Source organism: Solwaraspora sp. WMMA2056, from assembly GCF_030345095.1.
Classification (GTDB): domain Bacteria; phylum Actinomycetota; class Actinomycetes; order Mycobacteriales; family Micromonosporaceae; genus Micromonospora_E.
In genome coordinates this window covers 4,484,451-4,509,322 of record NZ_CP128360.1, presented here as the reverse complement: position 1 = coordinate 4,509,322, position 24,872 = coordinate 4,484,451, and the positions used below count along the sequence as shown (strand labels likewise).

Sequence of the window (24,872 nt, the reverse complement as noted above, 5' to 3'; positions counted from 1 at the left end):
ATGGCCACCGCCCTGTACGCCGTCTGCGCCGCCGCCGGCTGGTACGCCTTCGGCTACAAGCTGCGCGATCTGCGACGCGACCGGGACAACCGGGTGCTCCGCGCGATGGTGTACGCGTTCCTCGCCTATGCCGCCGGCGTCACCTTCGCGGTCGGCCCGGTCGCCGTCGCCGTCGACAGCACCACCGGGCTGCCGAACCTGGCGAAGCTGCTCGCCCACGCCGGGGTCATGGCGGTGGCTGCCAACTCGGAGATCCTCCTGCTGTTCCTCGCCCTGCCGCCCGCTGTCGCCGCCCGCCGGGCCCGACGCCGGGTGATCGCCTCGCTCGTCGCGTTCTGCCTGCTCACCCTGCTCTGGTCGGCCACGGTGTCGGCCGACCCGCCGGTCAGGTTGACCGTCGAGGACGCGGCGCATCCGGCGGTCGCCGCGTACCTGGTCGTCTACCTGTGCGCCTTCGTGGCGTACGCCGCCGACCTGGCTCGCCTCTGCTGGCGGTTCTCGCTGGTCACCCCACGCCGGTGGCTGCGGCGGGGACTGCGGATCACCGCGTTCGGGGCGACGACGGCGCTGGCCTACTGTGCGGTCAAGACCGGCTACCTGCTCGCCTACCGGCTCGGCCACCGCCCCGGCGGGGAGGCCGAGATCGCCGCCGTCCTGGTGACCATCGGCGCCCTGGCGATGCTCATCGGGCTCACCCTGCCGACCTGGGGTCCCGCCCTCGACGCCGGCCGGCGCTGGCTGCGGCGGCAACGCGCCTGGCACCGGTTGGGCCCGCTGTGGCACGCGGTCGCCGGGGCGCAACCGCACCTCGTGCTCGACGAGCGTGCCCACCGACGGTGGGTCGCGCTGCGCGACATCGACTACGCGCTGCACCGGCGGATCACCGAGATCCGCGACGGCCGGTTGGCGCTGCGCCCGTACATCGACGAGCGGGTGGCCGTCGCCGCCGACCGGCGCGCCACCCGGGCCGGCCTGGCCGCCGCCGACCGGGCGGCCGTGGTGGAGGCGGCGATGATCGCCGCCGGCACCCGTCAGGCCCGTGCCGGCACCTTGGCGGACCGCCCGGACTTCTCCGAACCGCACGACCCGCCGGACGGATACCTTGGCGAGGTTGCCTGGCTCGCCCGGGTCGCCCGGTGGTACACCAGATCCACGATGATCGACCAGGCGCTGAAGGACCTCTGATGCGGGACCGGTATGCCAACCTGCGGCGGATCCGCGCCCTCGACCCACGGCGGGACTATCTCGAGATCTACCAGACGATGGTGCGCCACGAGTTCCCCTGGGACAGCAAGCTCGGGCTCAACCTGGCGTTCAACCGGTCGTTCTCGCTGCCCCGGATCGCCGCCGTGCATGTGGGCACGGGTGAACTGCTGCGGCACACCCGCAAGCGGATCGACGACACCGGTCTGCTGATGTACGAGATGCTGCTGCACGGCTTCGACCATCCGCGCGGACGGGAGGCGGTGCGCCGGACCAACCGGATCCACCGTCACTACGACATCGCCGACGACGACTACCGCTACGTGCTCGGCTGCCTGGTGGTCGTCCCGATCCGCTGGCTGCAGCGGTACGGATGGCGCCAGCCGTGCTGTCACGAGCGGGCCGCCGCCTACCATTACTACCGTCAGTTGGGCGGGCTGATGGGCATCACCGACATTCCCGGCTCCTACCAGGAGTTCGCCGACTGGTTCGACGAGCACGACCGGCGGCACCTGCGGTACAGCGCCGACGCGGCGACGATCGAACGGGCGACGCGGGCGTTGCTGCGCGGTCGGGTGCCCCGGCCGCTCGCCCCGTTCGGCGACGCCCTGGTCGCGGCGATCTACGACGAACGGCTCCGGGCGGCGACGGACGTGGCGGCCCCGTCGGCGGCGGTCCGGACGGGAGTGCACCTGGTGCTGCGGCTGCGGGCCGGGCTGCTGCGTCGACTGGCCCGGCCCCGCCGGACGCCGATCTTCGCCGACGGGGTCATCCGTACCCCGACCTATCCCGACGGCTACGAGATCGCCGAACTCGGCCCAGCCGGTCACTGACAGCGGAGATCCCCAGGATCCGGGCACCGCAGACCCGACCGTCGATACATACCCGGTATGCTCGCTCGCCATGAAACCGAACACCCCTCAGGTCGCTGCCGTCGCCGTCGTCGGCGGATTCCTGCTCGGCTTCCTCGACTTCGTGTGGATCGCGTCCCTGCCGTACCCCTTCGCGGAGCTGGGCAACTCCAGCGCCGTCTGGGCGGTCGCCGCCTTCGGCTTCGGCTACTGGGTCCGTACCGGCTGGCTGCGCGCGGCGGTCGGCGGGGCCGGCGCCCTGGTCGTCGCCGTGCCGAGCTACTACCTGGCGGCGACCCTCATCCAGGGCGACGACCTGGCCATCATGTGGGCGCCGACCGCGCTGCTCTGGATGGCCTTCGGAGTGCTGGCCGGGGTGGTCTTCGGCATCGGCGGCACCTGGGCACGCGGGCACGGGTGGCGACAGGTCGTCGGGGTGGCCCTGCCCGGCGCGGTGCTGCTGGCCGAGGCCGCGCTGCACGCGCGCGACATCGGCGACCCACGGTACGGCCGGGACCCGCTCTGGCTCCTCATAATCAACATCGCCCTCGCGGTGGCCGTCGTACTCCTCGCCGGACGCCGCACCAGCGTCCGACTGCGCGGCCTTGCGGTGGCACTGCCACTGGCCGCTCTCGGCTTCGCCGCGTTCCGGCTCGGCGGCTTCGGCTGACCGCTCGACGGTCCTCCGAGGCACACCACGCGGTCGTCCACCGACCGGTGGAAGCCGTCACAGTGCGGCTCCGGCCCACGCCAGGCGCACCCACTGCCCTTAACATTCGTTCATGGCGGTGCCCACTGAGAGTCTGGACCTGGCCGCCGGCTTCCCGCCGGCCACCCCGCAGGACTGGCGGCGACTCGCGCTCGCCGTCCTGCGCCGCTCCGGGGCGGCCGGTCCGGACACCCCTGCGGACGCCGTCGACGACCTGCTGACCACCACCACGTACGACGACATCCCCCGCCGACCGCTGTACACCCGCCCGACGACCGCGCCGGCCGTCGGCGTACCCGGATCGGCGCCGTTCGTCCGGGGCGCGGCGGCCCGCCGCGACGGCGGAGGTGCCGGTGGCACCGACCCGGCCGAGACCGTCGCCGGTTGGGACGTCCGCCAGCGCTACACCGAACCGGATCCCGCCGCGGTCCGGCAGGCGGCCCTGGCCGACCTCGCCAACGGCACCACCTCGCTCTGGATCGACCTGGCCGCCAGCGGACTACGGCCGACCCAGCTCGCCGACGCGCTCGACGGCGTCCTGCTGGACCTGGCCCCGGTGATCCTCGACGCCGGTGCCGACGCCGTCGACGCCGCCCGGGCGTACCTGGCGCTCGCCACCGCGCAGGGCGTCGGGCCGCACGCGCTGGCCGGCAACCTCGGGGCGGACCCGATCGGCTGGCTGGCCCGCACCGGGCAGCCGGCCGACCTGTCCGTGGTACGGGAGCTCGCCGAATACGCGGCACCGGCGCAGCGGCTGCGCGGCGTCGTCGTGGACGCCACCGTCTACCACGACGCCGGCGGCAGCGACGCCCAGGAGATCGGTGCCGCGCTGGCCACCGGGCTGGCCTACCTGCGGGCGCTCACCGACGCCGGGCTGGGCCCACGCGACGCCTTCGACCAGCTGGAGTTCCGGTACGCGGCGAGCGCCGACCAGTTCGCCACCATCGCCAAGCTGCGGGCGGCCCGGCAGTGCTGGGCCCGGATCGCGCAGCTGTGCGGGGTGTCCGAGGTGGGCGGACAGCGCCAGCACGCGGTCACCTCGTCGACGATGATGACCGCCCGCGACCCCTGGGTGAACATGCTGCGGACCACGGTCGCCTGCTTCGCCGCCGGGGTCGGCGGCGCGGACGCCGTCACCGTGGCACCGTTCGACGCCCGCCTCGGGCTGCCCGACGGGTTCGCCCGCCGGATCGCCCGCAACACCCAGTCGGTGCTGCTCGCCGAGGCGCACCTCGGTCGGGTGCTCGACCCGGTCGGCGGCTCCTGGTACGTCGAGCGGCTCACCGCGGACCTCGCCAGCGCCGCCTGGGACTGGTTCACCGAGATCGAACGGGCCGGCGGCGCGGTGGCCGCCCTGACCAGTGGGCTCGTCGCCGACCGGATCGACGCGGTGTGGCAGCGCCGCGCCGAGGACATCGCCCACCGGCGTCGCCCGGTCACCGGGGTCAGCGAGTTCGCCGACCTCACCGAGCGGCGGCCCGCCCGGCCCCCGGCCGGGCCGGTGCCCGGCGGCGGGCTGCCCCGCCGCTATCTCGCCGAGGGTTTCGAGGCCCGCCGGGACCGCGCCGACGCGTATGCCGAGGCCACCGGCTCCCGCCCGACGGTCTTGCTCGCCACGCTCGGGCCGCTGGCCGCGCACGGTGCCCGCGCCGGGTTCGCGGCCAACCTGTTCGCCGCCGGCGGCGTCGCCACCAGACGGGTCGGTGACCCGGCCGACGACCCGGCGGTGCTCGCCGCCGCGCTCAGGACCGCACCCACCGCCGTGGTCTGCCTCGCCGGCACCGACGACGCCTACGCCACCGCCGCACGGCCGGTGGCCGACGCGCTGGTCGCCGCCGGCGCCCGCCGGGTCCTGCTGGCCGGTGCGCCGGACGCCGACGGCCGCTTCGACGGCTACCTGTACGCCGGCTGCGACGCCCTGGCGGTGCTCGACGCCACGCTCGACGCTCTGGGGGTGCCCCGGTGATCCCGGATTTCCGACAGGCCCCGCTGTACCCGACTGACGGGTCGACGGCCGACCCGACCGGCCGAGGGGCCGCAGACCCGCCGACGGCCGGGCTGCCGGGCTGGCACACGCCGGAGGGCATCACCGTCGCGCCGCTGTACACCGACGCCGACACCGCCGGGCTGGACTTCCTCGACACGGTCCCCGGGCAGGCGCCGTACCTGCGCGGACCGTACCCGACGATGTACACCACCCAGCCGTGGACCATCCGCCAGTACGCCGGCTTCTCCACCGCCGAGGAGTCCAACGCGTTCTACCGGCGCAACCTGGCCGCCGGGCAGAAGGGCCTGTCCATCGCGTTCGACCTGGCCACCCACCGGGGGTACGACTCCGATCACCCCCGGGTGGCCGGCGACGTCGGAATGGCCGGCGTGGCCGTGGACTCCATCTACGACATGCGCCAGCTCTTCGACGGCATCCCGCTGGAGAAGATGAGCGTGTCGATGACGATGAACGGCGCGGTGCTGCCGGTGCTGGCCCTCTACATCGTCGCCGCGCAGGAGCAGGGCGTCGAGCCGCACCAGCTGACCGGGACCATCCAGAACGACATTCTCAAGGAGTTCATGGTCCGCAACACCTACATCTACCCGCCCGGGCCGTCGATGCGGATCATCTCCGACATCTTCGCCTACACCTCGGCGCGGATGCCGAAGTTCAACTCCATCTCGATCTCCGGCTACCACATCCAGGAGGCCGGGGCGACGGCGGACCTCGAACTGGCGTACACCCTCGCCGACGGGGTGGAGTACCTGCGCGCCGGGCAGGCCGCCGGGCTCGACGTGGACACCTTCGCGCCCCGGCTGTCGTTCTTCTGGGCGATCGGGATGAACTTCTTCATGGAGGTCGCCAAGCTGCGCGCGGCCCGGCTGCTCTGGGCCCGGCTGGTCCGCGACGCCGGTGCCCGCAACCCGAAGTCGCTGTCGCTGCGCACCCACTGCCAGACCTCCGGCTGGTCGCTGACCGCCCAGGACGTCTACACCAACGTGGTCCGCACCTGCGTGGAGGCGATGGCCGCCACCCAGGGCCACACCCAGTCGCTGCACACCAACGCGCTCGACGAGGCGCTCGCGTTGCCGACCGACTTCTCCGCCCGGATCGCCCGCAACACCCAACTGCTGCTCGCCCAGGAGTCGGGCACCACCGACGTGATCGACCCGTGGGGCGGCAGTCACTACGTCGAACGCCTCACCCACGACCTGGCCCACCGGGCCTGGACGCACATCCGGGAGGTGGAGTCCGCTGGCGGGATGGCCCGGGCGATCGACGACGGGCTGCCCAAGCTGCGCATCGAGGAGGCTGCCGCCCGGACCCAGGCGCGGATCGACTCCGGACGCCAGCCGGTCATCGGGGTCAACCGGTTCCGGCCCGACGCCGACGAACCGGTCGACGTGCTCAAGGTCGACAACACGGCGGTACGCGCGGCGCAGCTGGTGAAGCTGCGGCGGCTACGGTCCGAACGCGACGAGCCGGCCTGCGTCGCCGCGTTGGCGGCGCTGACCCGGGCGGCGGCGGCCGCCCCGACGGCCCGCCCGGACGACCTGTCGGGCAACCTGCTGGCGTTGGCGGTCGAGGCGGCGCGGGCGCGGGCCACCGTCGGGGAGATCTCGATGGCGTTGGAGGAGGTCTACGGTCGGCACGCCGCGCAGATCCGTACGATCAGCGGGGTGTACCGGCAGGAGGCGGGAGCGGTGGCGGGGATCGAGCGGGCCCGGGCCGCCGCCGACGCGTTCGCCGAGGCGGAGGGGCGCCGCCCCCGGATCCTGGTGGCCAAGATGGGCCAGGACGGGCACGACCGGGGGCAGAAGGTGGTGGCCACCGCCTTCGCCGACCTCGGATTCGACGTCGACGTGGGTCCGTTGTTCCAGACCCCGCCGGAGGTCGCCCGCCAGGCCGTCGAGGCCGACGTGCACCTGGTCGGGGTCAACTCGCTCGCCGCCGGGCACCTCACCCTGGTCCCGGCGTTACGCGACGAGCTCGCCGCCCTCGGCCGCGACGACATCATGATCATCGTGGGTGGGGTGGTCCCGCCACAGGACTTCGACGCGCTGCGGGCCGCCGGCGCCGCCGCGATCTTCCCACCGGGTACGGTGCTGGCCGAGGCCGCCGTCGATCTGCTCACCGACCTGTCCGCCCGGCTCGGCCACGGCGACGACGACGCCGGATGACCGCGGCCAACCCCGGCCCGAGACCGGCGACCGGCACCGGCAGACCACCTCGACGGCTGCCGCCGGTCGACGACTACGTCGCCGGGGTCCGCGCCGGCATCCCGGCCTGGCTGGCCCGGGCGATCACCCTGGTCGAGTCGACCCGCCCGGACCACCGCGAACACGCCCAGCGGATGCTGGTCGCGCTGTCCCCCTACGCCGGGCAGGCCCGCCGGGTCGGGGTGACCGGTGTCCCCGGCGTCGGCAAGTCGACCTTCATCGACGCGCTCGGCACCCAGCTCACCGACGACGGGCACCGGGTCGCGGTCCTGGCGGTCGACCCGTCGTCGGCCCGCAGCGGCGGCAGCATCCTCGGTGACAAGACCCGGATGGCCCGGCTGGCGGGCGATCCGGCGGCGTTCGTGCGCCCGTCGCCGACGGCCGGCACCCTCGGTGGGGTGGCCCGCGCCACCCGGGAGGCCATGGTGGTGGTCGAGGCCGGCGGGTACGACGTGGTGCTGGTCGAGACCGTCGGCGTCGGACAGTCCGAGACCACGGTGGCCGACATGGTCGACACGTTCCTGCTGCTCACCCTGGCCCGCACCGGCGACCAGCTGCAGGGCATCAAGAAGGGGGTGCTGGAGCTCGCCGACATCGTCGTGGTCAACAAGGCCGACGGCGCGCACGCCGTCGAGGCGCGGGCCGCCGCGCGGGAGCTGGCCGGGGCGCTACGGATGCTGCGTACCGACCAGGACGCCTGGACGGTGCCGGTGTCGACCGCCAGCGGCCGCGACGGCACCGGGCTGGCCGAGGTCTGGCAGCAGGTGCTCGCCCACCAGGACCGCCGCCGGGCCAGCGGCGACCTGGACCGCGACCGGCAGCGGCAGCAGCTACGGTGGGTCTGGGCGATGGTGCACGACGGGCTGCTCGACCGGCTCCACCGGCATCCGGCGGTGACCGCGCTGACCCCGGACGTCGAGGCCCGGGTGCTCGCCGGCGAGCTCACCCCCGCGCAGGCCGCCGCGCGGCTGCTGGCGGCGTTCGGTGCCGACCCGGCACCACCGACCTCCCGTCAGCCAGCACCACCGACCTGACCCGGCCGGTACGCCTCAGCGGGCCGGGTGCGGCAGGATGCGACGCAGCTGGGCCGGCGGGCCCGGACGCTGCCGCCACTCCCGGGGGTAGCCGACCGAGACCTCCTCGAAGCGCACCCCGTCGTACCAGGTGGTCCGTGGGATGTGCAGGTGGCCGTAGACCATCACCGACGCCCGGAACCGGACGTGCCAGTCGGCGGTCCGCTCGGTGCCGCACCACATCGCGAACTCCGGATAGCGCAGTACGTTCATCGGGTCGCGGACCAGCGGATAGTGGTTGACCAGCACCGTCGGCAGGTGCGGATCCACCTCGGACAGCCGTTGCGCGGTGTAGTCGAGCCGCTGCCAGCACCACTGCTCCCGGCTGGGGAACGGGTCCGGGTGCAGCATGGACTCGTCGGTGCAGACGATGCCGGTGCCGTAGGCGTACGCCAGCCCCTGCTCCTTGGTGCTGGTGCCGGCCGGTAGGAAGCTGTAGTCGTAGAGGGTGAACAGCGGCGCGACCACCGCCGGCCCGCCCGCTCCGGTCCACTGCAGGTACGGATCCTCCGGAGTGCGTACGTCCAACGCCCGGCACAGTTCGACCAGCTGTTGGTAGCGTTCCACGCCGCGTGGTCCGGACGGCTCCCGCGCGGTGGTCCACAGCTCGTGGTTGCCGGGCGACCAGATCACCTGGGCGAAACGCTGCCGCAGGGTGCCGAGCGCCCAGCCGGTGGCGACGATCGTCTCGGCGACGTCACCGGCGACGATCAGCCAGTCGTCGGGTGAGGGTGCCGCCAGGTCGGCGACGAGCTGCCGGTTCTCCTGGTAGGAGATGTGCAGGTCGCTGATCGCCCACAGGGTCGGTGCCGCCGCGCCGTCACCCGGCCCCGGTGGCGTCCGTACCGGCTGTGGCGCGCCACCGTCAGTTCCGCTCGCCCCCATCCGTCCGATCATGCGCTACCGTGCCCGCCAGCGGTAGGGCCGGGTACCAATCGTCCCGGATCCTGCGCAGCAACGCGTACGCGTCGGCGCGCTTGACGTCCCGGTCCCGGCCGGTGGGGAACTCGGCAAGCCGGGCCCGGTCGGCGGCGTCGAGGGTGGCGCCCACGGCCCGCAGGACGGAACGCACCGTACGGTGCGGGAAGTAGACCCGCCGCGCGGCGTCGAGAAAGACCTGCGCGTGCCCGGGATCGACCAGACCGGCTGCGGCCCCGTCTGCGAGCGCCAGCCGCATCCCGATCAGCGGCTCCGACAGCGGCCGGTCCCGGTCGTCGTAGACCATCGCCACCTCGTCGTCGGCGTCGACCACGCCGGTCCGGAACGCCTCGAAGACCCGGCCGACGCCGACCATCCCCCACGGGTGGCACTCGGCCGCCCGCAACGCCCCCATCCTGGACGCGCCGTAGAGCCGCACCCCGGCGTCCACGGCCCGCAGGAACGGTGTCGGCGTCAGCGACGCCGTCGTGGACACCACCGAGGTCGTCGAGCACGGACCGTACTTCGTGCCGGAGCCGGCCGAGTGCGCTGTCGTGAAGGTCGTCAGTCGCAGCGGCCATCGAACACGCTCCACCCTCGAGGGTCTTCCACCAGCCCGCTGCCGACGCGGTCCAGTGTCTGGTTGCGCCGGTCCAACGGCAGTACGCCGCAGCGGGCCCAGCAGGTGGTGATCAGGGACAGGCCGGTCGCGCCGACGATCAGCCGCCGGTCCAGCTCGGCCGCAGGGTCGCCGTTGCTGGCCGGCCCGGTGGTGACGGCGATGCTGATCAGGCTCCCGGGCGAGCACCGTACGGGTCTGGTGGTAGAGCCCGAGCGCGGCGGCGGTGTCACCCGCACCGACGAGACACCGGATCGCCACCGCGTACAGCCGTTTCCAGATCGGGAACTCGGCGGTCAGCCGACGCAGCACCGGCACGGCGTCACCGGGCCGGCCGTGGCGCAGCGCGGTCGCCGCGTACTCCTCGCTGACCTGGAGGTAGAGCTTTTCACAGCGGTGCAGCTCGCCGGCGACCAGCGACGAACGGCCGACCGCGACCGCCGAGAACGGTCTGCCCCGCCAGCGGCCACAGGCCCGCTGGAGCACCCCCAGCGGCGGGGTCCGCCCGGCGGCACCGTACGGTCCGGACACACCGCAGACCAGCGTCTGTATCTCCTGAATGTCGCACTCGGCGGGATCAAGCTCGAGACCGTATCCCCCGGACTGATACGACAGGCGTCCGCCGGCACCGGGACTCGCGGCATCGAGGGCCCGCCGGATACGACACACATATGTTTGAATATTAGGTATACATGACTTCGGCGGGCGATATCCCCCACAGCGCGTCGATCACCGTTTCGATACAGGTTTTCTGATTGGCCCGGCAGGCCGGCAGCGCCAGCAACAACCGCGGCTTCTCCCCGGTCTGTTCGATCTGGGCACCATCGTCCGACCGCACGGTGACCCAACCCGGTACGTCCACTCTCATCCGACCTCCCACTGCACCCTGGCGGACAAACGAGCAGTCTCCGACAAAGGACCATAAGTCCCACGACAACGCTCCCTGCGAACTCGATCTCCCTCTCCCGGCCCGCTCCACCGACCGGATGCCGCGACACGGCGGGCACGGTCCCGTTTCTACCGAGCCGGTAGTTGTCCCACACCGGTACTGCGGCAAGAATCAACGTGGACAATCAACCGAGCGCACAAGGAGTCCACGTTGGGGCGACCTGAACGGCGGATCGACGGCGAGGCGGGACCGGTGCAGGCCTTCGCCGCCGAACTGCGCGCGCTTCGCGAATCCGCTGGCCGGCCGAAGTACGCCGCACTCGCGCGGCGGACCGGCCGGTCCCAGACCGCGCTGTCCGAGGCCGCCGGCGGCCGTCGGTTCCCGACCTGGGAGACGGTGGCGGCCTTCGTCGCCGGTTGCGACGGTGACCTCGAGGTCTGGCGGGTCCGGTGGGAGCAGGTCGCCGCCGCCGTCGGCACCCCGGCATCGGCCACGGACTCCGACGGCACCGCCACCGTCATGGCTGCGGACACTCCCGATGGGGGCGTTCCCGCAGTGACAGCCGCCGGACCAGTGACAGCGGCCGGACCAGTGACAGCGGCCGGGCCGGTGCCGGCCGCCACGACGGTCGAGGGCCGGTGGCGGCGGCGGACAGTCACCTGGCTCGCGGCCACCACGGCCGCTACGGTGACCGCGCTCGCCGGGTTGATCCACGCGATCGCCGACGCTCGTCCCCCGACGTCACCGGACCCGGACCCCGCGACACCGCCGTCGCGCGTCGCGGTCGCCGACGGTGCCGACCCGATGGACAGCGGCTGCGCCGACGACCCCCAGGTGCTCTCGGTCGACACCGTCGAGGTCAACCTCGGTCGGCAGGCGCTCGGCGTCCTCGAACTGCGGTACGCGCCCCGGTGCGGGGTCAGCTGGCCCCGTTTCCTGCCGTACGCCGTCGAGCGGATCCCGTACGGCACCGCGATCCACGTCGACGTGCGGCGGCCGGCCGACGGTGCCACCGCCACCTTCACCGCCGACTACGCCGGGACCGGGGTCTTCGGCAACCTGCTGCACAGCGCCCGCGACTGTGTGCTGGCCGAGGTGCGTATCGAGATGCCGGAGGATCCGACCGGTGTGGCGACCGGTACGGCGTGTGTACGGGCCGCACGGTGGAGAGCGGCCCGTGACGCCTGGTCAGTGGGTGGGGAAGTCGTCCGGGGTACGGATCCGGTCGCGGATCCACACGCCGGCCTCCTTGAGCACGGCGGTGCCGGTGTAGGAGTTGCCGCCGCAGACCCCGGTACGGAACACCGCGCCGGAGCGGAAGTCGTCGGAGTAGTTCCAGTTCACCCAGCTGATCTTGCGCGCCGCCAGCAGGTCGATCCACTGTTGCGCGCTGACCAGGTCGTTGGCGCCGTCGCCGGTGTAGGTCTGGGTGCCGAACTCGGTGACGAACATCGGCACCCGGTCGGCCGCCCGCGACAGCGCGGCGCGGTACGTGTCGAAGTGCGAGCCGGCGTAGAAGTGGAAGGTGTACATGACGTTGGCCGCGTTCACCGGGTTGTTGACCACCTCCGCCTCGTTGCCGCCCTCGGAGACGCCCAGCGACGACCAGCCACGGGTGCCGACCAGCACGATGCCGTCCGGGTCGGCCGCCCGGATCACCGGGATGACCTGCTCGGCGTAGCTCTTGATCGACGCCCAGCTGACCCCGTTGGGTTCGTTGGCGATCTCGTAGAGCACGTTGGGCCTGGCCGCGTGCCGACGGGCGATCTCGGCGAAGAAGGTCTTCGCCCGGTCGAGGTTGTAGTTCGGGTCACCGGGGGTGAGCATGTGCCAGTCGACGATGGCGTACATGCCTCGCGCGGAGGCCTTCTCGATCAGGTCGTGCACCCGGTCGGTGAAGCCGCGCGGGTCGGTCTCGTAGCCGTCCTCCTGGATGTACATCGAGATGCGCAGCACGTCAGCGCGCCAGTCGGTGGCCAGAGCGTCCAGTGACGCGTCGTTGACGCACTGGGCGTACCACTGCAGTCCGTGGGTGCTCATCCCGCGCAGTTGGATCGGGTGGCCGTACCGGTTGCACAGGTTGACGCCGCAGACCCGCAGCTGACCGTTGATGGCGACCGGCGTGGTCCCGGTCGGCGGGGCCGTGGTGGGCGGTGCGGTCGTCGGCGGGGCCGTGGTCGGCGGGGGCGCGGTGGTCGGGGGTGCCGTCGTCGGCGGTGGGGTCGTCGGGGTGGTGCCGCCGGCGCACGCGGCACCGTTGACGGTGCAGTTCGCCGGGGTGCCGCTACCGGCGACGATGAATCCGAAGCTGGTGCTCGCCCCGGCGGCGACCGTGCCGTTCCACCCGGCGTTGTCGAAGGTGTACCGGTTCCCGGCGGTGCTCAGCTGTGCGTTCCACGACGAGCTGATCCGGCTGCCGGCCGGCAGGTCGAAGCTGACCCGCCAGGAGGAGATCGTCGCGGAGGTGTCGTTGGTGACGGTGAACCGGCCCTCGTAGCCGCTGCCCCAGTCGTTGACCTTCACGAACGCCGCGGTCGCCGCGCTCGCCGACGGGGCGAGCACAGCGACCGCCCCGACGGCAACTGCCGCTGCGGCGGCCGCGGCCAACCCGATTCTCCAACGACGCACGGCGGTCTCCCTCGGCGAACGGGCAGAACATATCGACGTGTGACACTAAACAAGATTTGCAGTACGGTCAACCGGCGCCTGGTCCGCGCCGGTCCAGCTGTCCCACAGCCGGCGGTAGTTGCCGTCGACCGCGACCAGTTCGTCGTGGCTGCCGTCGGCCACCACCCGGCCGGCGTCGAGCACCACGATGCGGTCCGCGTGGCGGGCCTGGGTGAGCCGGTGCGCCACGATCAGGGTGGTCCGGCCCTCGGTCGCGGCGAACGCCGCCCGTTCCAGGTCCCGGGCGCCGGCGCTGCCGGCCTCGGCGGTCGCCTCGTCGAGGATCGCCACGTCCGGGTCGGCGAGCACCAGCCGGGCGAGCGCGAGCTGCTGGGCCTGGGCGGCGGTCGGCTGATGGCCGCCCTCGCCGACGACGCTGTCCGGCCCGTCCGGCAGCGCCCGCACCCAGCCCGACGCCCCGACCCGGTCCAACGCGGCGGTGATCTGCTCGGCGGTGGCGTCGGCACGGGCCAACCGCAGATCCTCGGTCAACGGACCGGCGAACACGTGCACGTCCTGACTGACCAGGGCGATCCGGCCGGCGAGGTCGGCTGCCCCGGCGTCGGCCAGGTCCACCCCACCGAACACGATGGTGCCGGCGCTGGGGCGCAGCTGACCGGCGACGATGGCGGCCAGGGTGGTCTTGCCTGCCCCGCTGGCACCGACCAGCGCCACCCGCTCGCCGGGTGCGATCCGCAGCGACACGTCGTGCAGCACCAGCGGACCGTCGTCGTAGCGGTAGCTGACCCCCGCCAGCTCGATCGAGGTGTCGGCCACGACGGCAGGCGCGGTCGGGCGCGACGGCGGCGGCAGGTCGGCCACCCCGGCGAGCCGGGCCAGGCTGGCCCCGGCCTGCTGCACCTGGTCGAACTCGGCGACCAGTGCCCCGAGCGGGTTGAACAGGCGGTGGAAGTACAGCGCCGCCGCGGTGGTCGCGCCGACCGTCACCAGGTCGGCTCGCACCAGGAGGAACCCGACCACGAGGACCGAGGTCAACCCGACCCACTCGGCCCGGTTGAGCCGGGACCCGAAACGGGTGAACATCCGCAGCACCGAAATCGACAGGTCCCGCGCGGCGGCCGACCGGTGCGCGATCGCCGCCGTGTGCACGGCCTCCAGCCGGTACGCACGCACGGTGGCCGCCCCGCGCAACGCCCCGATCATCGCCTGCGACCGTTCGCCGGTGACCACCCGTTCCCGGGCGTAGTAGGGCCCGGACCGGGGCAGGTACCAGCGCAGCGCCAGCAGGTACATCGGCAGGGCGGTCAGCCCGGCCAGCCCCAGGCGCCAGTCCAGGGCGAACAGGCCGGCGACGGTGAGCAGCACCGTCAGCAGCGCGGAGACCAGCACCGGTGCGGTGTCGGTGATGACCCGGGTGACCACGGACACGTCGTCGCCGACCCGGGCCAGCAGGTCGCCGGGGCCGATCCGGTCCAGGGTGCCGCCGGGCAGGTGCAGGGCCCGGTCGAGCACCCGTTCGCGCAGCCGGGCGAGCACCGTCTCGCCGGTCCGGGCCACCAGGGCCGCGCCGCACCCGGTCAGGACAGCGCCGACGGCGGCGGCGGACACGATCAGCACGACCGCCCGGATCACCGCCGATGTGCCGGCGGCGGACCGGATGTCGTCGACCATCGCGCCGAGCACCCAGGGGGCGACCAGGCCGCAGGCGCTGGCTGCCAGGACGGTCAGCAGCGCCGCGCCGGTCAGGGCGGGGCTGCGCCGCAGTTCGGTGCCGAGCACCGCCCAGGTCCGCCGTACGGTCGCGGTCGGCAGCGCCGACGGTGTCGTCGGCGACGCCTGCGGCGCACCGTCGGCGGTCTGCTCGGGGCTGGTCGCGCTCATCGCAGCACCGCCGCCCGGTAGGACTCGTCGGTGCGCGCCAGATCCTGGTGGCTGCCCGAGCCGACCACCTGGCCGGCGGCCAGGACGAGCACCCGGTCGGCCTGGGCGAGCAGCGTCGGGCTGCTGGTCACCACCAGCGTGGCGGGGGCGGCCGGGTCGTCGGGCCGGTCGGGGCCGTGGCGCGCCGCGCGCAGTCCGGCGGCCAGGCGCTGCTCGGTGGCCGCGTCGACCGCGGTGGTGGGGTCGTGCAGGACCAGGATCGGCGGGTCGGCGACCAGTGCCCGGGCCAGCCCGATCCGCTGGCGCTGGCCGCCGGAGAGGCTGGCACCGCGATCGGTGACCGGGTGGTCCAGCCCACCGGGGTGCAGCCCGACGATGTCGTCGGCGCAGGCGGCGGTGATCGCGGCGGCCAGCCTCGGGTCGGCGGCGTCGGCCGGCACGGCGGCGGGGCCCGGCCCGGCGGAGTGGACCAGCAGGTTGCTGCGCAGCGTTCCCTCGAACAGCGCCGTGTCGTGCGGCTCCACCAGGACCTGCGTGCGCAGGGCGTCGATGCTCAGGTCGGACACCGGCACCGCGTCGACGGTCACCGTTCCCCGGTGGTCGTCGGCGGGCACTCGGCCGCGCAGCAGGTCGAGTAGTGCTTCGGCGTCGCGTGGCTCGTGGGCCACGACAGCGAGCAGCTCGCCGGCGTGCAACCGCAGGTCCACGTCGCGCAGGCTGCGGTAGCTGACGCCGGCAAGGGCCAGCCGCACCCGCGCCGGGCGGGCGGGCGTCCGCTGTCCTGGCACGACGGCGGGCGACGCGGTCAGCACCCGGGCGACCCGCCCGGCGGAGGCCCACACGGCGGCGGCGAGCTGACCGCAGAAGCCGAGGGCGCGGACCGGTTCGGCGACGAACTGGGCCAGTCCGACCACGGTGATGAACTCTCCGATGCTGATCCGCCCGCGGATCGCCATCCACCCCGCCACGCCCGCGACAGCGGCGAGGAACAGCCCGCTGGCCCCGGCGGTGATGCCCTGGTAGACGCCGCTCATGGTGGTGGCCCGCAGGGTGACCGCGAGGGTGTGCCGGCTGGAGTCGCGGTAGCGGCGGGCGGCGTTGTCCACGGCGCCGAGCCCGCGCAGGGCGCGCAGCCCGGTGACCAGGTCGGTGGCGAGCGCGGTGGTGGCCCCGGCGGCGGCCTGCTGGTCGGCGGTGCGCCGGGTGACCACCGGGGCGAGTGCCTGCAACGCGGTGACCAGCGCCGGTACGCCGAGCAGGACGCCGAGACCGAGGGCGACGTCGATGGTGAGCAGTACCACCGAGGCCACGGCCAGGGCGGCGAGCGCGGCGACGGCGACGGTGCTGGCCCGGATGATCAGGGCTGTGCGTTCGGCGTCGGCGGCGGCGATGGCGAGCAGTTCACCGGAGCGCAGGCCGCTGCGGTGCCCACGCGGGTCGAGTGCCCGTGCGGCGACCTCCACCCGCAGCTGGTGGGTCTCGGAGTGGATCGCGGCCTCGGTCAGTCGGGCACCGAAGCGCCAGGCGAAGGTGAGGACGGTGAACAGGGCGGCCAGGCCGACCACCGACCAGACGAGTGCGCTCAGCTCGCCGGTGGCCACGGCCTGTTCGACGATCAGCCCGATGGCCAGCGGCACCGCCGCTTCGGCAGCCTGGTGCAGGCTGAGCAGGGCGACCCCACCGGCGAGCCGGCCACGGTGCCGACGCAGGGTCCGGCGCAGCAGCCGGGCCGTGGTCAGGGGGGCGGGTGGGCGTACGGGCACGGGCTCTCCCCCGACGGGACGTCGGCCGGTGCGGGTGGCACACGACTCCTGGCTTGTGTGAGCAGAGGCTAACCTAAGTCGACAGCCGAGCCCATCCACGATCCCTGTCGCCGGACATGACGAGCGCCACTGTCGGGATGACATCCGGAGCAGACTGCGGTAAGTTCTTCTCAGATCGAGTTTTACTCAGTCAGAGAAATACTAAGTTCGAGAACATCCAGCAACGAGAAGGACGACGATGTCGGAGACGGAGTTCCTCGCCAGCTACGACCCCCGGGCGTACGCACCGCTCGCGGTCACCGTCGACGTGGTGGCGCTGACCATCCGCGACGGACAGCTGCACGTCCTGCTCGTGGTGCGCGGCGCACCACCGTACGAAGGGGCCTGGGCGCTGCCCGGCGGGTTCGTCCAGCCCGACGAGGACCTGCCCACCGCCGCCGCCCGCGAACTGGCCGAGGAGACCGGCCTGGACACCCGCGCCGCCGCCATGGACCGGGTGCACCTGGAGCAGCTGGCCAGCTACGGCACACCCGACCGGGACCCCCGGATGCGGATCGTCTCGGTGGCGTACCTCGCCTTCGCCCCCGAGCTGCCCGACCCGGCGGCCGGCAGCGACGCCGCCACCGCCGCCTGGGTGCCGGTGGCCGCTCTCGGCCTACCCGACGACGTCGAGCCGGGCCAACCGGTACGGCAACGACCCGGCACCACCCGACGACTCGCCTTCGACCACGCCCGGATCCTCGCCGACGGCCTCGACCGGGCCCGCGCCAAGCTCGAGTACACCCCGCTGGCGACCCGCTTCGTCGCCGACGAGTTCACCATCAGCGAGCTACGCGCCGTCTACCAGACGGTGTGGGGCGTCGAGCTGCACGCCGGCAACTTCCACCGCAAGGTCTTGTCGGTGCCGGGTTTCCTCGACAGCGTCGGGGCCACCACCGAACGCGGCGGGCCACGCGGCGGACCCCGGGCCCGCCTCTACCGGGCCGGCGACGCCCGGCTGCTGCACCCTGCCCTGCTACGCCCGACCCGGGAGGAGCAGATCAGATGACCGTCACCGAAGCGATCCACCTCGTCATGACCGCCCCCGGCCCGGCCGAGGTGTTCGGCACCGACGACGCGACCCGCCGCTACCACCAACTGGCCCGGCTGCTGCACCCCGACACCGCCGGTCCCGACGCCACCGACCCACGGGCGACCGACGCCTTCGTCCGGCTCGCCGAGCTGTGGCAGCGACACCGCCACGCCGGACGCGACACCGTCACCATCGACACCGGCCGGCACCGGTACGTCGTCGACCGCGCCGCCACCTACGTCGGCGACCTGGCCGACCTGTACCGCCACGGCGACGACCAACTGGTGAAGGTCCCCCGCGACCCCGCCAACAACGACCTGATCGCCCGCGAACAGACCGCGCTGGCCCGGCTCGCCGACCGCGGCGACCCCCGCTACCTGCCGTACGTGCCCCGGCTGGTCGACGCCTTCCGGCACCGCGACACCGGCACCGGCGCGCTGCGTCAGGTGAGCGTGCTCGGCTCCCCGACCGGGCTGTACAGCCTCGCCGAGGTCCGCCGCGCCCACTCCGACGGGGTGGACGCCCGCGACGCCGCCTGGATGTTCCGCCGGCTGCTCGTCGGGCTCGGCTTCGCCCACCGCGCCGGCCTGGTGCACGGCGCGGTCCTGCCCGGACATGTCCTCATCGAACCGCAACAGCACGGCGTCGTCCTCGTCGACTGGTGCTACGCCAGCGTCGACGGCTCACCCGTACCGGCGCTGGTGCCGGCGTACGCCGACTGGTACCCCGACGAGATCCGCCGCCGCCGCACCCCCGGCCCCGGCACCGACCTGGCGATGGCCGCCCGGTGCCTGGCCTGGCTGACCGGCGAGCGCGCACCGGATCCGGTACGCCGATTCACCGACGGGTGCCAGTTGCCCGCACTGCGGCAACGGCCCGACGACGCGTGGCGGCTGCTGGCCGAGTTCGACGACCTGATCGAACGGCTCTGGGGCCCCCGCCGGTTCCGCCCGTTCACGATGCCCGACCCGAACCACCGTTAGAAAACACCCACCCCGAAGGAGGCCCGTCATGGGCAGTGGAGCCTGGTCGACCGACGTCTACCGCGCCGCGAGCGCCTACCGCAAGGCCAGCGGCAAGAGCGCCTTCGCGTACAGCGACAGCGGTGCCCGCACCGTCCACCCGACCCTCGACCCGCGCGGCGTCACCGCCCGGGAGAGCCGCGACTCGACCGAACACCCGCAGTCGCTGGCCATCGCCGTGCTGTTCGACGTCACCGGCTCGATGGGCGGCGTGCCCCGCACCCTGCAGCAGAAGCTGCCACAGCTGCTCGGCCTGCTGCTGCGCAAGGGCTACGTCACCGACCCACAGATCCTCTTCGGCGCCATCGGCGACGCCACCTGCGACCGGGTGCCCCTGCAGGTCAGCCAGTTCGAGTCGGACAACCGGATGGACGACCACCTGGGCAACATCGTGCTCGAAGGCGGTGGCGGCGGGCAGATGATGGAATCCTACGAACTGGCGATGTACTTCATGGCCCGGCACACCGCCATCGACTGCCACGAGCGGCGCGGCAAGCGCGGCTACCTGTTCATCATCGGCGACGAGATGGCCTACCCCAAGGTCAAGGCCCGCGAGGTCCGCACCGTCATCGGCGACCGCCTCGGCGAGGACGTCGGGCTGCGCGCCATCGTCGACGAGGTGCGCCGCAAGTGGGACACCTACTACCTGATGCCGGCCGGCAGCCACTACGCCGGCAACCGCCGCATCCTCGACTTCTGGCGCGACCTGCTCGGGCAGAACGCGCTCGAACTCGACGACCTCGACGCCGTCTGCGAGGCCATAGCCACCACCGTGGCGCTCGGCGAGGAGGCCTGCGACCTCGACACCGCCCTGGCCGACCTGCGCGACGTCGGCGCCGGCGACGCCGCCACCACCGTGTCGCGGGCGTTGGCCCGCATCGGCACCGACCGCACCCCGGCGGTACGCGGCACCCTGCCGGCCGCCTCGGGCCGCACCGACCAGGTGACCCGGCTGTGAACCCGGTGGCCAGCAGCCCTGGCGATGGCGGGGCGGACGCGACGGCCAGCCGGCACGTCGCCGTGGTCGACCTCGGCTACGGCGACGCCGGCAAGGGCACCGTCGTCGACTGGCTCTGCGCGACCCGACCGGTCGAAGCGGTGATCCGCTTCAACGGGGGCGGGCAGGCGGCGCACAACGTCGTCCTGCCCGACGGTCGGTCGCACACCTTCGCCCAGTTCGGCGCCGGCACCTTCCACGGCGTGCCGACCCACCTGTCCCGGTTCGTGGTCGTCGACCCGCTGGCGTTGGCCGGCGAGGCGACGCACCTGGCCGCGCTCGGCGTACCCGACGCCCTGGACCGGGTGACCGTCGACGGTGACGCGCTGCTGGCCACCCCGTACCACCGGGCCGCGAACCAGGCCCGGGAGATCGCCCGTGGGGCCGACCGGCACGGCTCCTGCGGGATGGGGGTGGGCGAGACCATGTCGTACGCGCTCGCCCACCCCGACACCGCCCCCCGGGTCGCCGACTGCCACGACCCGGACCTGCTGCGGCACCGCCTGACGCTGCTGCGCGAGCGGCTCACCGACGAGCTGGGACCGTTGGACGCCCCGCCGGTGGCCGACACCGTCACCGCGTTCACCGCCTTCGCGCGGCGGGTCGCGATCGTCGACCGGTCGTGGACGACCCGGCTGCTACGCGCCGGCCCGGTCGTCTTCGAAGGCGCCCAGGGGGTGCTGCTCGACGAGTGGCACGGCTTCCACCCGTACACCACGTGGAGCACCACGACGTTCGGCAACGTGGACACACTGCTGGCCGAGGCCGGCATGCCCGGTACGGCGACCCGGCTCGGGGTGCTGCGGACCCTCACCCCCCGGCACGGGCCGGGCCCGCTGGTCACCGAGGACCCGGCGCTGCGACCGCCGGAGCGGCACAACGGCACCAATACCTGGCAGGGCCGGTTCCGGTTCGGCCACTTCGACGCCGTCGCGCACCGGTACGCCCTTGACGTCACCGGCGGGGTCGACGCCCTCGCGCTGACCCACCTGGACCTGGTCGGCGCGCACCGGCTGCGGCTGTGCGACAGCTACGACTGGACCGACCGGCTGCCGGTCGGTCCGCCCGGTGACCTGGACCGTCAGGCGGCGCTGACCGCGAAGCTGCTGGCCAGCCGACCCCGGTACGCCGCCGACCCGGAGCCCGACCCGGACTCCTGGGTGGCGGCGGTCGAGGCCGCGCTCGGCGTACCGGTGCGGTTGACCTCGCACGGCCCGACCGCCGCCGACAAGGTCGCCCGGCTCACTGCGGCGGCAGGAAGGTGACCTCGGTCGGCCCGCCGCCGGTGATCACTACCGGCGTCGCGCTGTCGAAGTCGGTGCCGCCATGCCAACTGGTGGTGCCGCCGCAGAGACACTGAATCTTGACCTGCTGCCCGAGGACGACCCGGATCCGCACCTTTGAGCCCGAGCCCAACGAGCCGACCCCCATGGATTCGCCGGTGGCCACGTTGCGCAGCACCACCCGGTTGTCCGAGCCCGCCGGCGGGTCAGGAAAATTCACGATGGCGGACACACCGCGCTTGACAGTGAAGTCGATAGGCGAACCGCTTGGTACGGTGGCCTGGATCAGATCAGCCCGCAGCCGGTTGCCGCCACCCCCGCTCCACTGGTCTGCATGTCCAGGGATCCGGAACAGCAGCGGCCACTCGTACGGGCCGAGCCAGTTGATGTTGAAGCTGCCGTCGTAGTAGATCGGGCTGGACATGGGCGGCAGCCGATACTCGGGCTCCAGGGCGGCGATCCCGACAGTGCCACGCTGTCCCGGAGGCAGGGCCGGATCCGGAGCCGGGAGCTTCCCCCGAATCGATCCGCTTCGGTCGATGAAGATCGTCGGCGCCGTCTTGGTCTCACCCGGCACCGACACGGTGATCTGCCGAGCCGACTGTTGCGTCCCGGTGCCGCCGGACGGCCCCACCCACTGCGACCCGTATCCGCTGTAGCCAGGCGCACGTGCAAAAAGGTTGTACGAGCCCGGCACCGACACCTGTACCCTGACCAGCCCCAGCCCGGTCGACGAACTGCAGAGCTCCTGCAAGTTGAAGGTGCCGCGCGCGGGAACGGCGAAGAAGCAGACGCCCTTCATCGGCAGTCCGGTGTCGCGGGCGTACACCCAGGTCTTGATGTACGCATCCGTGGACTGCGCCGCGGCGGCACGCGCCGGTGGCCCGCCGACAATGGTGACGACGAGGGCGGCGATCACGACCGCCACACCTGCCATCCGGAACCAGGCTGTCACCTGACCGTGCCGGCCGTGCACCTGACCTGACGATCTCCTACTGCTGCCTGCCATGTCGACTCTCCCCTACCGCATGTCGATGTTGATGCCGGCGTAGTAGGCGGCAACGACCGGCGTGGCGTCGGCGAAGCTGGTACCACCGTACCAACGTGTCCCGTCAGGGCACTGACACTCGATCTTGACCTGCTGTCCACCGATGACGACCGCACGGACCGAGCTCTGCGACCCGTCGAACTCACCGACTCCCATGACGTCCCCGGTTGCGCTGTTGTAGAGGACCACCCGCCCCGGCAAGCCGGTCGGGAGGCTGGCCATCTGGACCCGAATTGCGGCTCCCCTGAACCGCAACGTGCGGAACGTGTACGGTTCGACCGAGCCGCCGACGACCGCCGGAACCACCTCGGCGATCAACCGGTTGCCAACCCGCCCGCTCCACTGTGCCGGGCCGTCCTGCGACCGGAACAGCACCGGCCACTCGTACGGGCCGACCCAGTCGATCTCGAAGGTACCGTCGACGTCGACCGGTACCGATCGCTGCTCCCGGTACACGTCCAGCTGGATCGGCGCGACGGAGACCAGCCCCGTTGGGTCCCCGGCCCAGTGGTCGACCACACCGCTGATCGTGGCGCGCGGATCCAACAGGATCTGCGCCACCCGCTTCGTCTCGCCGGTGGCGAGGGTGACCCGCCGGGCGTCCTGCTGCCGGCCGGTGCCGCCGTCGGGCCCCACCCACTGGGCACCGTACGGGCTGTCCAGCTTGGGCAGGGCGAACAGGTTGTACTCGCCGGGCCCCGGCACCTCGACGGTCACCCGACCGCCGCCACCGCTGCGGGCCGGGCAGGCCTTCGGCAGGCTGAACGTGGGGACCGGCATGGCCAGCACACAGACGCCCTTGACCGGCTCTCCGGTGGCCCGGTCGAACACCCGGGTGGTGATGGCGGTGCCGCTGCCGGCGTCGGTGACCAGAGCGGCCGACGCACCACTGGTCATCCCCGCCGCCATCGCCACCCCGACCAGGGCTGCAATCGGCCACCGCATGCTGGCCGAGCGGGGGCCAGGACGGGCAGGCGAGCACCCCTGTCGACTGTTACTCATTGCATCCACCGATCCTCGGCATACATGGAGTCATCGACTTCCTACCATCTGTTAGCGCGCATGTCGGGGAGGCTGGAACAGCCCCGCACCGTGTCGTCGAGCGTCAATCCCTTACCTGGCGTGTGTCGTACACCGGCGGGTGGGGTAGGTCGGGAGAGGTCCGACTCTTCGATGACGACTCAGGACTCCTCACCATGACGACCGCGTTCCGTCTGCGCCGACAGCCCGCCCCCGCCCCGACCGGGCGCAGCCAGTCCCGCTGGTACGGTCCAGGTCTGTTGTGGATGGTGTCGTCGGTGGGCTCCGGTTCGGTGCTGTTCACCCCACGGATCGGCGCGCGGTACGGCTACGAGCTGCTGTGGCTGGCGCTGCTCGTCACCGTACTCATGTGGATCATGATTCGCGAGGCCGGCCGGTACAGCGTGGCCACCGGCCGTACCCTGCTCGACGGCTTCCGCGACGTACCGGGACCGGCCAACTGGGCGATCTGGGTGATCTTCGTTCCACAGGTCGTCGCCGGGGTGGTCACCATAGCCGGCATCGCCGCTCTCGTCGGCAGCGCGCTCATGGTGGCGCTGCCCGGCGGCCAGGCGGTCTACGCCAGCGTCGTCATCCTCGGCTCCGGGGCGCTGGTGCTGGCCGGCCGCTACCGGGGCGTGGAACGGATCACCGCCGTGATGGCCCTGGTGCTGGTCGGCGCGGCCCTCACCGCAGCCGCCAGCACGGTCAGCGGCGACATCGCGACCGGCCTGGTACCGGGTGTGCCGGACGACCTCGACCTGTACTTCGTGCTGCCCTGGGTCGGATTCATCCTCGCCGGGGCCGTCGGCATCATGTGGTTCTCCTACTGGGTGGCGGCGCGTGGCTTCGGCGGACCGACCGGCCCGTCCTCCTCGACCGACCAGACCGACGATGCGTCTCCGGGCCGGCAGGTCGGCCGCGACGAACGGATCGACCGGGTGCGCGCCTGGACCCGGACGATGAGCCGGACCGCCGCGCTCGGCGTCGCCGGCGGTGGACTCGTCATCGTCTCGTTCCTGGTGCTGGGCGCCGAACTGCTCGCCCCGCAAGGGCAGGTTCCCGACGGGGTCGACGTCGCCCGCGACCTGACCGCGCTGCTCGGCGATCTGTGGGGCACCGTCGGTGAGGTGCTGCTGCTGACCTGTGTGGTAGTCGCGCTCTGGGGCACCATCTTCGCCAACCAGGACGGCTGGGCGCGCACCTACGCCGACGCCACCCGGCTGGTCGCCAACGGCCGGCACGACGGATCGCCCGCCCGCCGGCACGACGACGGGTCGCCGGGCGATCAGGAACCGACTGGCCGGCTGGGTCGGCTGCTACGCCGCCCACGGGCGGTCCACCTGACGTACGTCGCGGTCGCCATGACTCTCGCCCCGCTGGTGCTGTTCCTGCTGGTTCGCAACCCGGTCGAGATCCTGTCGGTCGGCGGCATCATCGCCGCCGCACACACCCCGGTCGTCGTCGGCCTCACCCTCTACGTCAACCGCCGGCTCCCGGCACCGGTACGGCCGTCACGGACCAGCCAGGCGGCGCTCGGCACCGCCGGGCTGTTCTTCGGTGCCTTCGCCGTCGTCTACCTGCTGAGCCTGGCCGGGGTCCGGATGGCATGACCCGGCCCTCCGACGGGGTTGGCTGATCGACACCACTGGCACCTACCCTGCCGCGAGCGACGGAACGCGCATCG

General features: G+C 72.9%; 20 protein-coding genes and 1 pseudogene. 12 read left to right on the top strand and 9 right to left on the bottom strand.

Annotation, left to right across the window (positions count from 1 at the left end):
• From O7608_RS20265 to meaB, 6 genes are all read left to right on the top strand, one after another.
• A complete protein-coding gene (locus tag O7608_RS20265) occupies nt 1–1,185 on the top strand; it encodes an MAB_1171c family putative transporter (protein WP_289206105.1) in 1,185 nt (394 codons plus the stop codon).
• A complete protein-coding gene (locus O7608_RS20260; RefSeq protein ID WP_289206104.1) occupies nt 1,185–2,036 on the top strand; it encodes an oxygenase MpaB family protein in 852 nt (283 codons plus the stop codon). Before O7608_RS20265 ends, O7608_RS20260 begins: the two co-directional genes overlap by 1 nt.
• Before the next feature lie 70 nt (nt 2,037–2,106).
• The gene (locus O7608_RS20255) at nt 2,107–2,724 is read left to right on the top strand and encodes a DUF6518 family protein (RefSeq protein ID WP_289206103.1); all 618 of its coding nucleotides are present in this window, start codon (nt 2,107–2,109) and stop codon (nt 2,722–2,724) included.
• 112 nt (nt 2,725–2,836) lie between these two features.
• A complete protein-coding gene (locus O7608_RS20250) occupies nt 2,837–4,729 on the top strand; it encodes a methylmalonyl-CoA mutase family protein (RefSeq protein ID WP_289206102.1) in 1,893 nt (630 codons plus the stop codon).
• Between the two features lie 92 nt (nt 4,730–4,821).
• On the top strand, nt 4,822–6,933 hold the full coding sequence (scpA, locus tag O7608_RS20245) for a methylmalonyl-CoA mutase (RefSeq protein ID WP_502959224.1): 2,112 nt from the start codon (nt 4,822–4,824) through the stop codon (nt 6,931–6,933).
• On the top strand, nt 6,930–8,006 hold the full coding sequence (gene meaB / locus O7608_RS20240) for a methylmalonyl Co-A mutase-associated GTPase MeaB (protein WP_289206100.1): 1,077 nt from the start codon (nt 6,930–6,932) through the stop codon (nt 8,004–8,006). Before scpA ends, meaB begins: the two co-directional genes overlap by 4 nt.
• A 15-nt stretch (nt 8,007–8,021) precedes the next feature.
• On the opposite strand, the gene O7608_RS20235 is transcribed toward meaB, so the two are convergent.
• The 3 genes from O7608_RS20235 to O7608_RS20225 all read right to left on the bottom strand — a co-directional run bounded on the left by O7608_RS20235 (nt 8,022) and on the right by O7608_RS20225 (nt 10,450).
• Nucleotides 8,022–8,930 carry a metallophosphoesterase family protein gene (locus O7608_RS20235; RefSeq protein WP_289206099.1) on the bottom strand — a complete coding sequence of 303 codons (909 nt, stop codon included), beginning with the start codon at nt 8,928–8,930 and terminating at the stop codon, nt 8,022–8,024.
• Complete coding sequence (locus O7608_RS20230; RefSeq protein WP_289206098.1) at nt 8,911–10,113, bottom strand: TfuA-like protein; 1,203 nt, start codon at nt 10,111–10,113, stop codon at nt 8,911–8,913. The genes O7608_RS20235 and O7608_RS20230 overlap by 20 nt, the downstream gene beginning before the upstream one ends.
• 151 nt (nt 10,114–10,264) lie before the next feature.
• On the bottom strand, nt 10,265–10,450 hold the full coding sequence (locus tag O7608_RS20225; RefSeq protein WP_289206097.1) for an AfsR/SARP family transcriptional regulator: 186 nt from the start codon (nt 10,448–10,450) through the stop codon (nt 10,265–10,267).
• Between the two features lie 273 nt (nt 10,451–10,723).
• Between O7608_RS20225 and O7608_RS20220 the strand changes: the two are divergent.
• Nucleotides 10,724–10,885: pseudogene (locus O7608_RS20220) on the top strand (helix-turn-helix domain-containing protein); the annotation flags it as partial.
• A 327-nt stretch (nt 10,886–11,212) separates the two neighbouring features.
• Here O7608_RS20220 and O7608_RS20215 read toward each other — a convergent pair.
• From O7608_RS20215 to O7608_RS20200, 4 genes are all read right to left on the bottom strand, one after another.
• Nucleotides 11,213–11,539, bottom strand: a complete 327-nt coding sequence (locus O7608_RS20215) for a hypothetical protein (protein WP_289206096.1) — start codon at nt 11,537–11,539, stop codon at nt 11,213–11,215.
• A 120-nt stretch (nt 11,540–11,659) separates the two neighbouring features.
• On the bottom strand, nt 11,660–13,084 hold the full coding sequence (locus O7608_RS20210; RefSeq protein WP_421361580.1) for a cellulase family glycosylhydrolase: 1,425 nt from the start codon (nt 13,082–13,084) through the stop codon (nt 11,660–11,662).
• 60 nt (nt 13,085–13,144) lie between these two features.
• Nucleotides 13,145–14,980: an ABC transporter ATP-binding protein gene (locus tag O7608_RS20205; protein ID WP_289206095.1), complete on the bottom strand. Its 1,836-nt coding sequence runs from the start codon at nt 14,978–14,980 to the stop codon at nt 13,145–13,147.
• Nucleotides 14,977–16,743 carry an ABC transporter ATP-binding protein gene (locus tag O7608_RS20200; protein ID WP_289206094.1) on the bottom strand — a complete coding sequence of 589 codons (1,767 nt, stop codon included), beginning with the start codon at nt 16,741–16,743 and terminating at the stop codon, nt 14,977–14,979. The genes O7608_RS20205 and O7608_RS20200 overlap by 4 nt, the downstream gene beginning before the upstream one ends.
• A 238-nt stretch (nt 16,744–16,981) precedes the next feature.
• On the opposite strand from O7608_RS20200, the gene O7608_RS20195 reads away from it, so the two are divergent.
• The 4 genes from O7608_RS20195 to O7608_RS20180 are packed head-to-tail and all read left to right on the top strand — an operon-like array spanning nt 16,982 to nt 21,099.
• Nucleotides 16,982–17,791, top strand: a complete 810-nt coding sequence (locus O7608_RS20195; RefSeq protein WP_289206093.1) for an NUDIX hydrolase — start codon at nt 16,982–16,984, stop codon at nt 17,789–17,791.
• On the top strand, nt 17,788–18,798 hold the full coding sequence (locus O7608_RS20190) for a serine/threonine protein kinase (protein ID WP_289206092.1): 1,011 nt from the start codon (nt 17,788–17,790) through the stop codon (nt 18,796–18,798). Before O7608_RS20195 ends, O7608_RS20190 begins: the two co-directional genes overlap by 4 nt.
• 28 nt (nt 18,799–18,826) lie before the next feature.
• A complete protein-coding gene (locus O7608_RS20185; RefSeq protein WP_289206091.1) occupies nt 18,827–19,795 on the top strand; it encodes a hypothetical protein in 969 nt (322 codons plus the stop codon).
• A 5-nt stretch (nt 19,796–19,800) separates the two neighbouring features.
• Nucleotides 19,801–21,099 carry an adenylosuccinate synthetase gene (locus O7608_RS20180; protein ID WP_289210955.1) on the top strand — a complete coding sequence of 433 codons (1,299 nt, stop codon included), beginning with the start codon at nt 19,801–19,803 and terminating at the stop codon, nt 21,097–21,099.
• On the opposite strand, the gene O7608_RS20175 is transcribed toward O7608_RS20180, so the two are convergent.
• Both O7608_RS20175 and O7608_RS20170 read right to left on the bottom strand, forming a co-directional pair.
• Nucleotides 21,077–21,946 (bottom strand): hypothetical protein, encoded by an 870-nt coding sequence (locus O7608_RS20175; RefSeq protein WP_289206090.1) that lies wholly within the window; start codon nt 21,944–21,946, stop codon nt 21,077–21,079. The genes O7608_RS20180 and O7608_RS20175 overlap by 23 nt on opposite strands.
• Nucleotides 21,947–22,138: 192 nt before the next feature.
• The gene (locus O7608_RS20170) at nt 22,139–23,110 is read right to left on the bottom strand and encodes a hypothetical protein (RefSeq protein ID WP_289206089.1); all 972 of its coding nucleotides are present in this window, start codon (nt 23,108–23,110) and stop codon (nt 22,139–22,141) included.
• Between the two features lie 251 nt (nt 23,111–23,361).
• On the opposite strand from O7608_RS20170, the gene O7608_RS20165 reads away from it, so the two are divergent.
• Nucleotides 23,362–24,798, top strand: coding sequence for an Nramp family divalent metal transporter (locus O7608_RS20165; protein ID WP_289206088.1), 1,437 nt, complete (start codon nt 23,362–23,364; stop codon nt 24,796–24,798).
• Nucleotides 24,799–24,872: the final 74 nt, after the last annotated feature.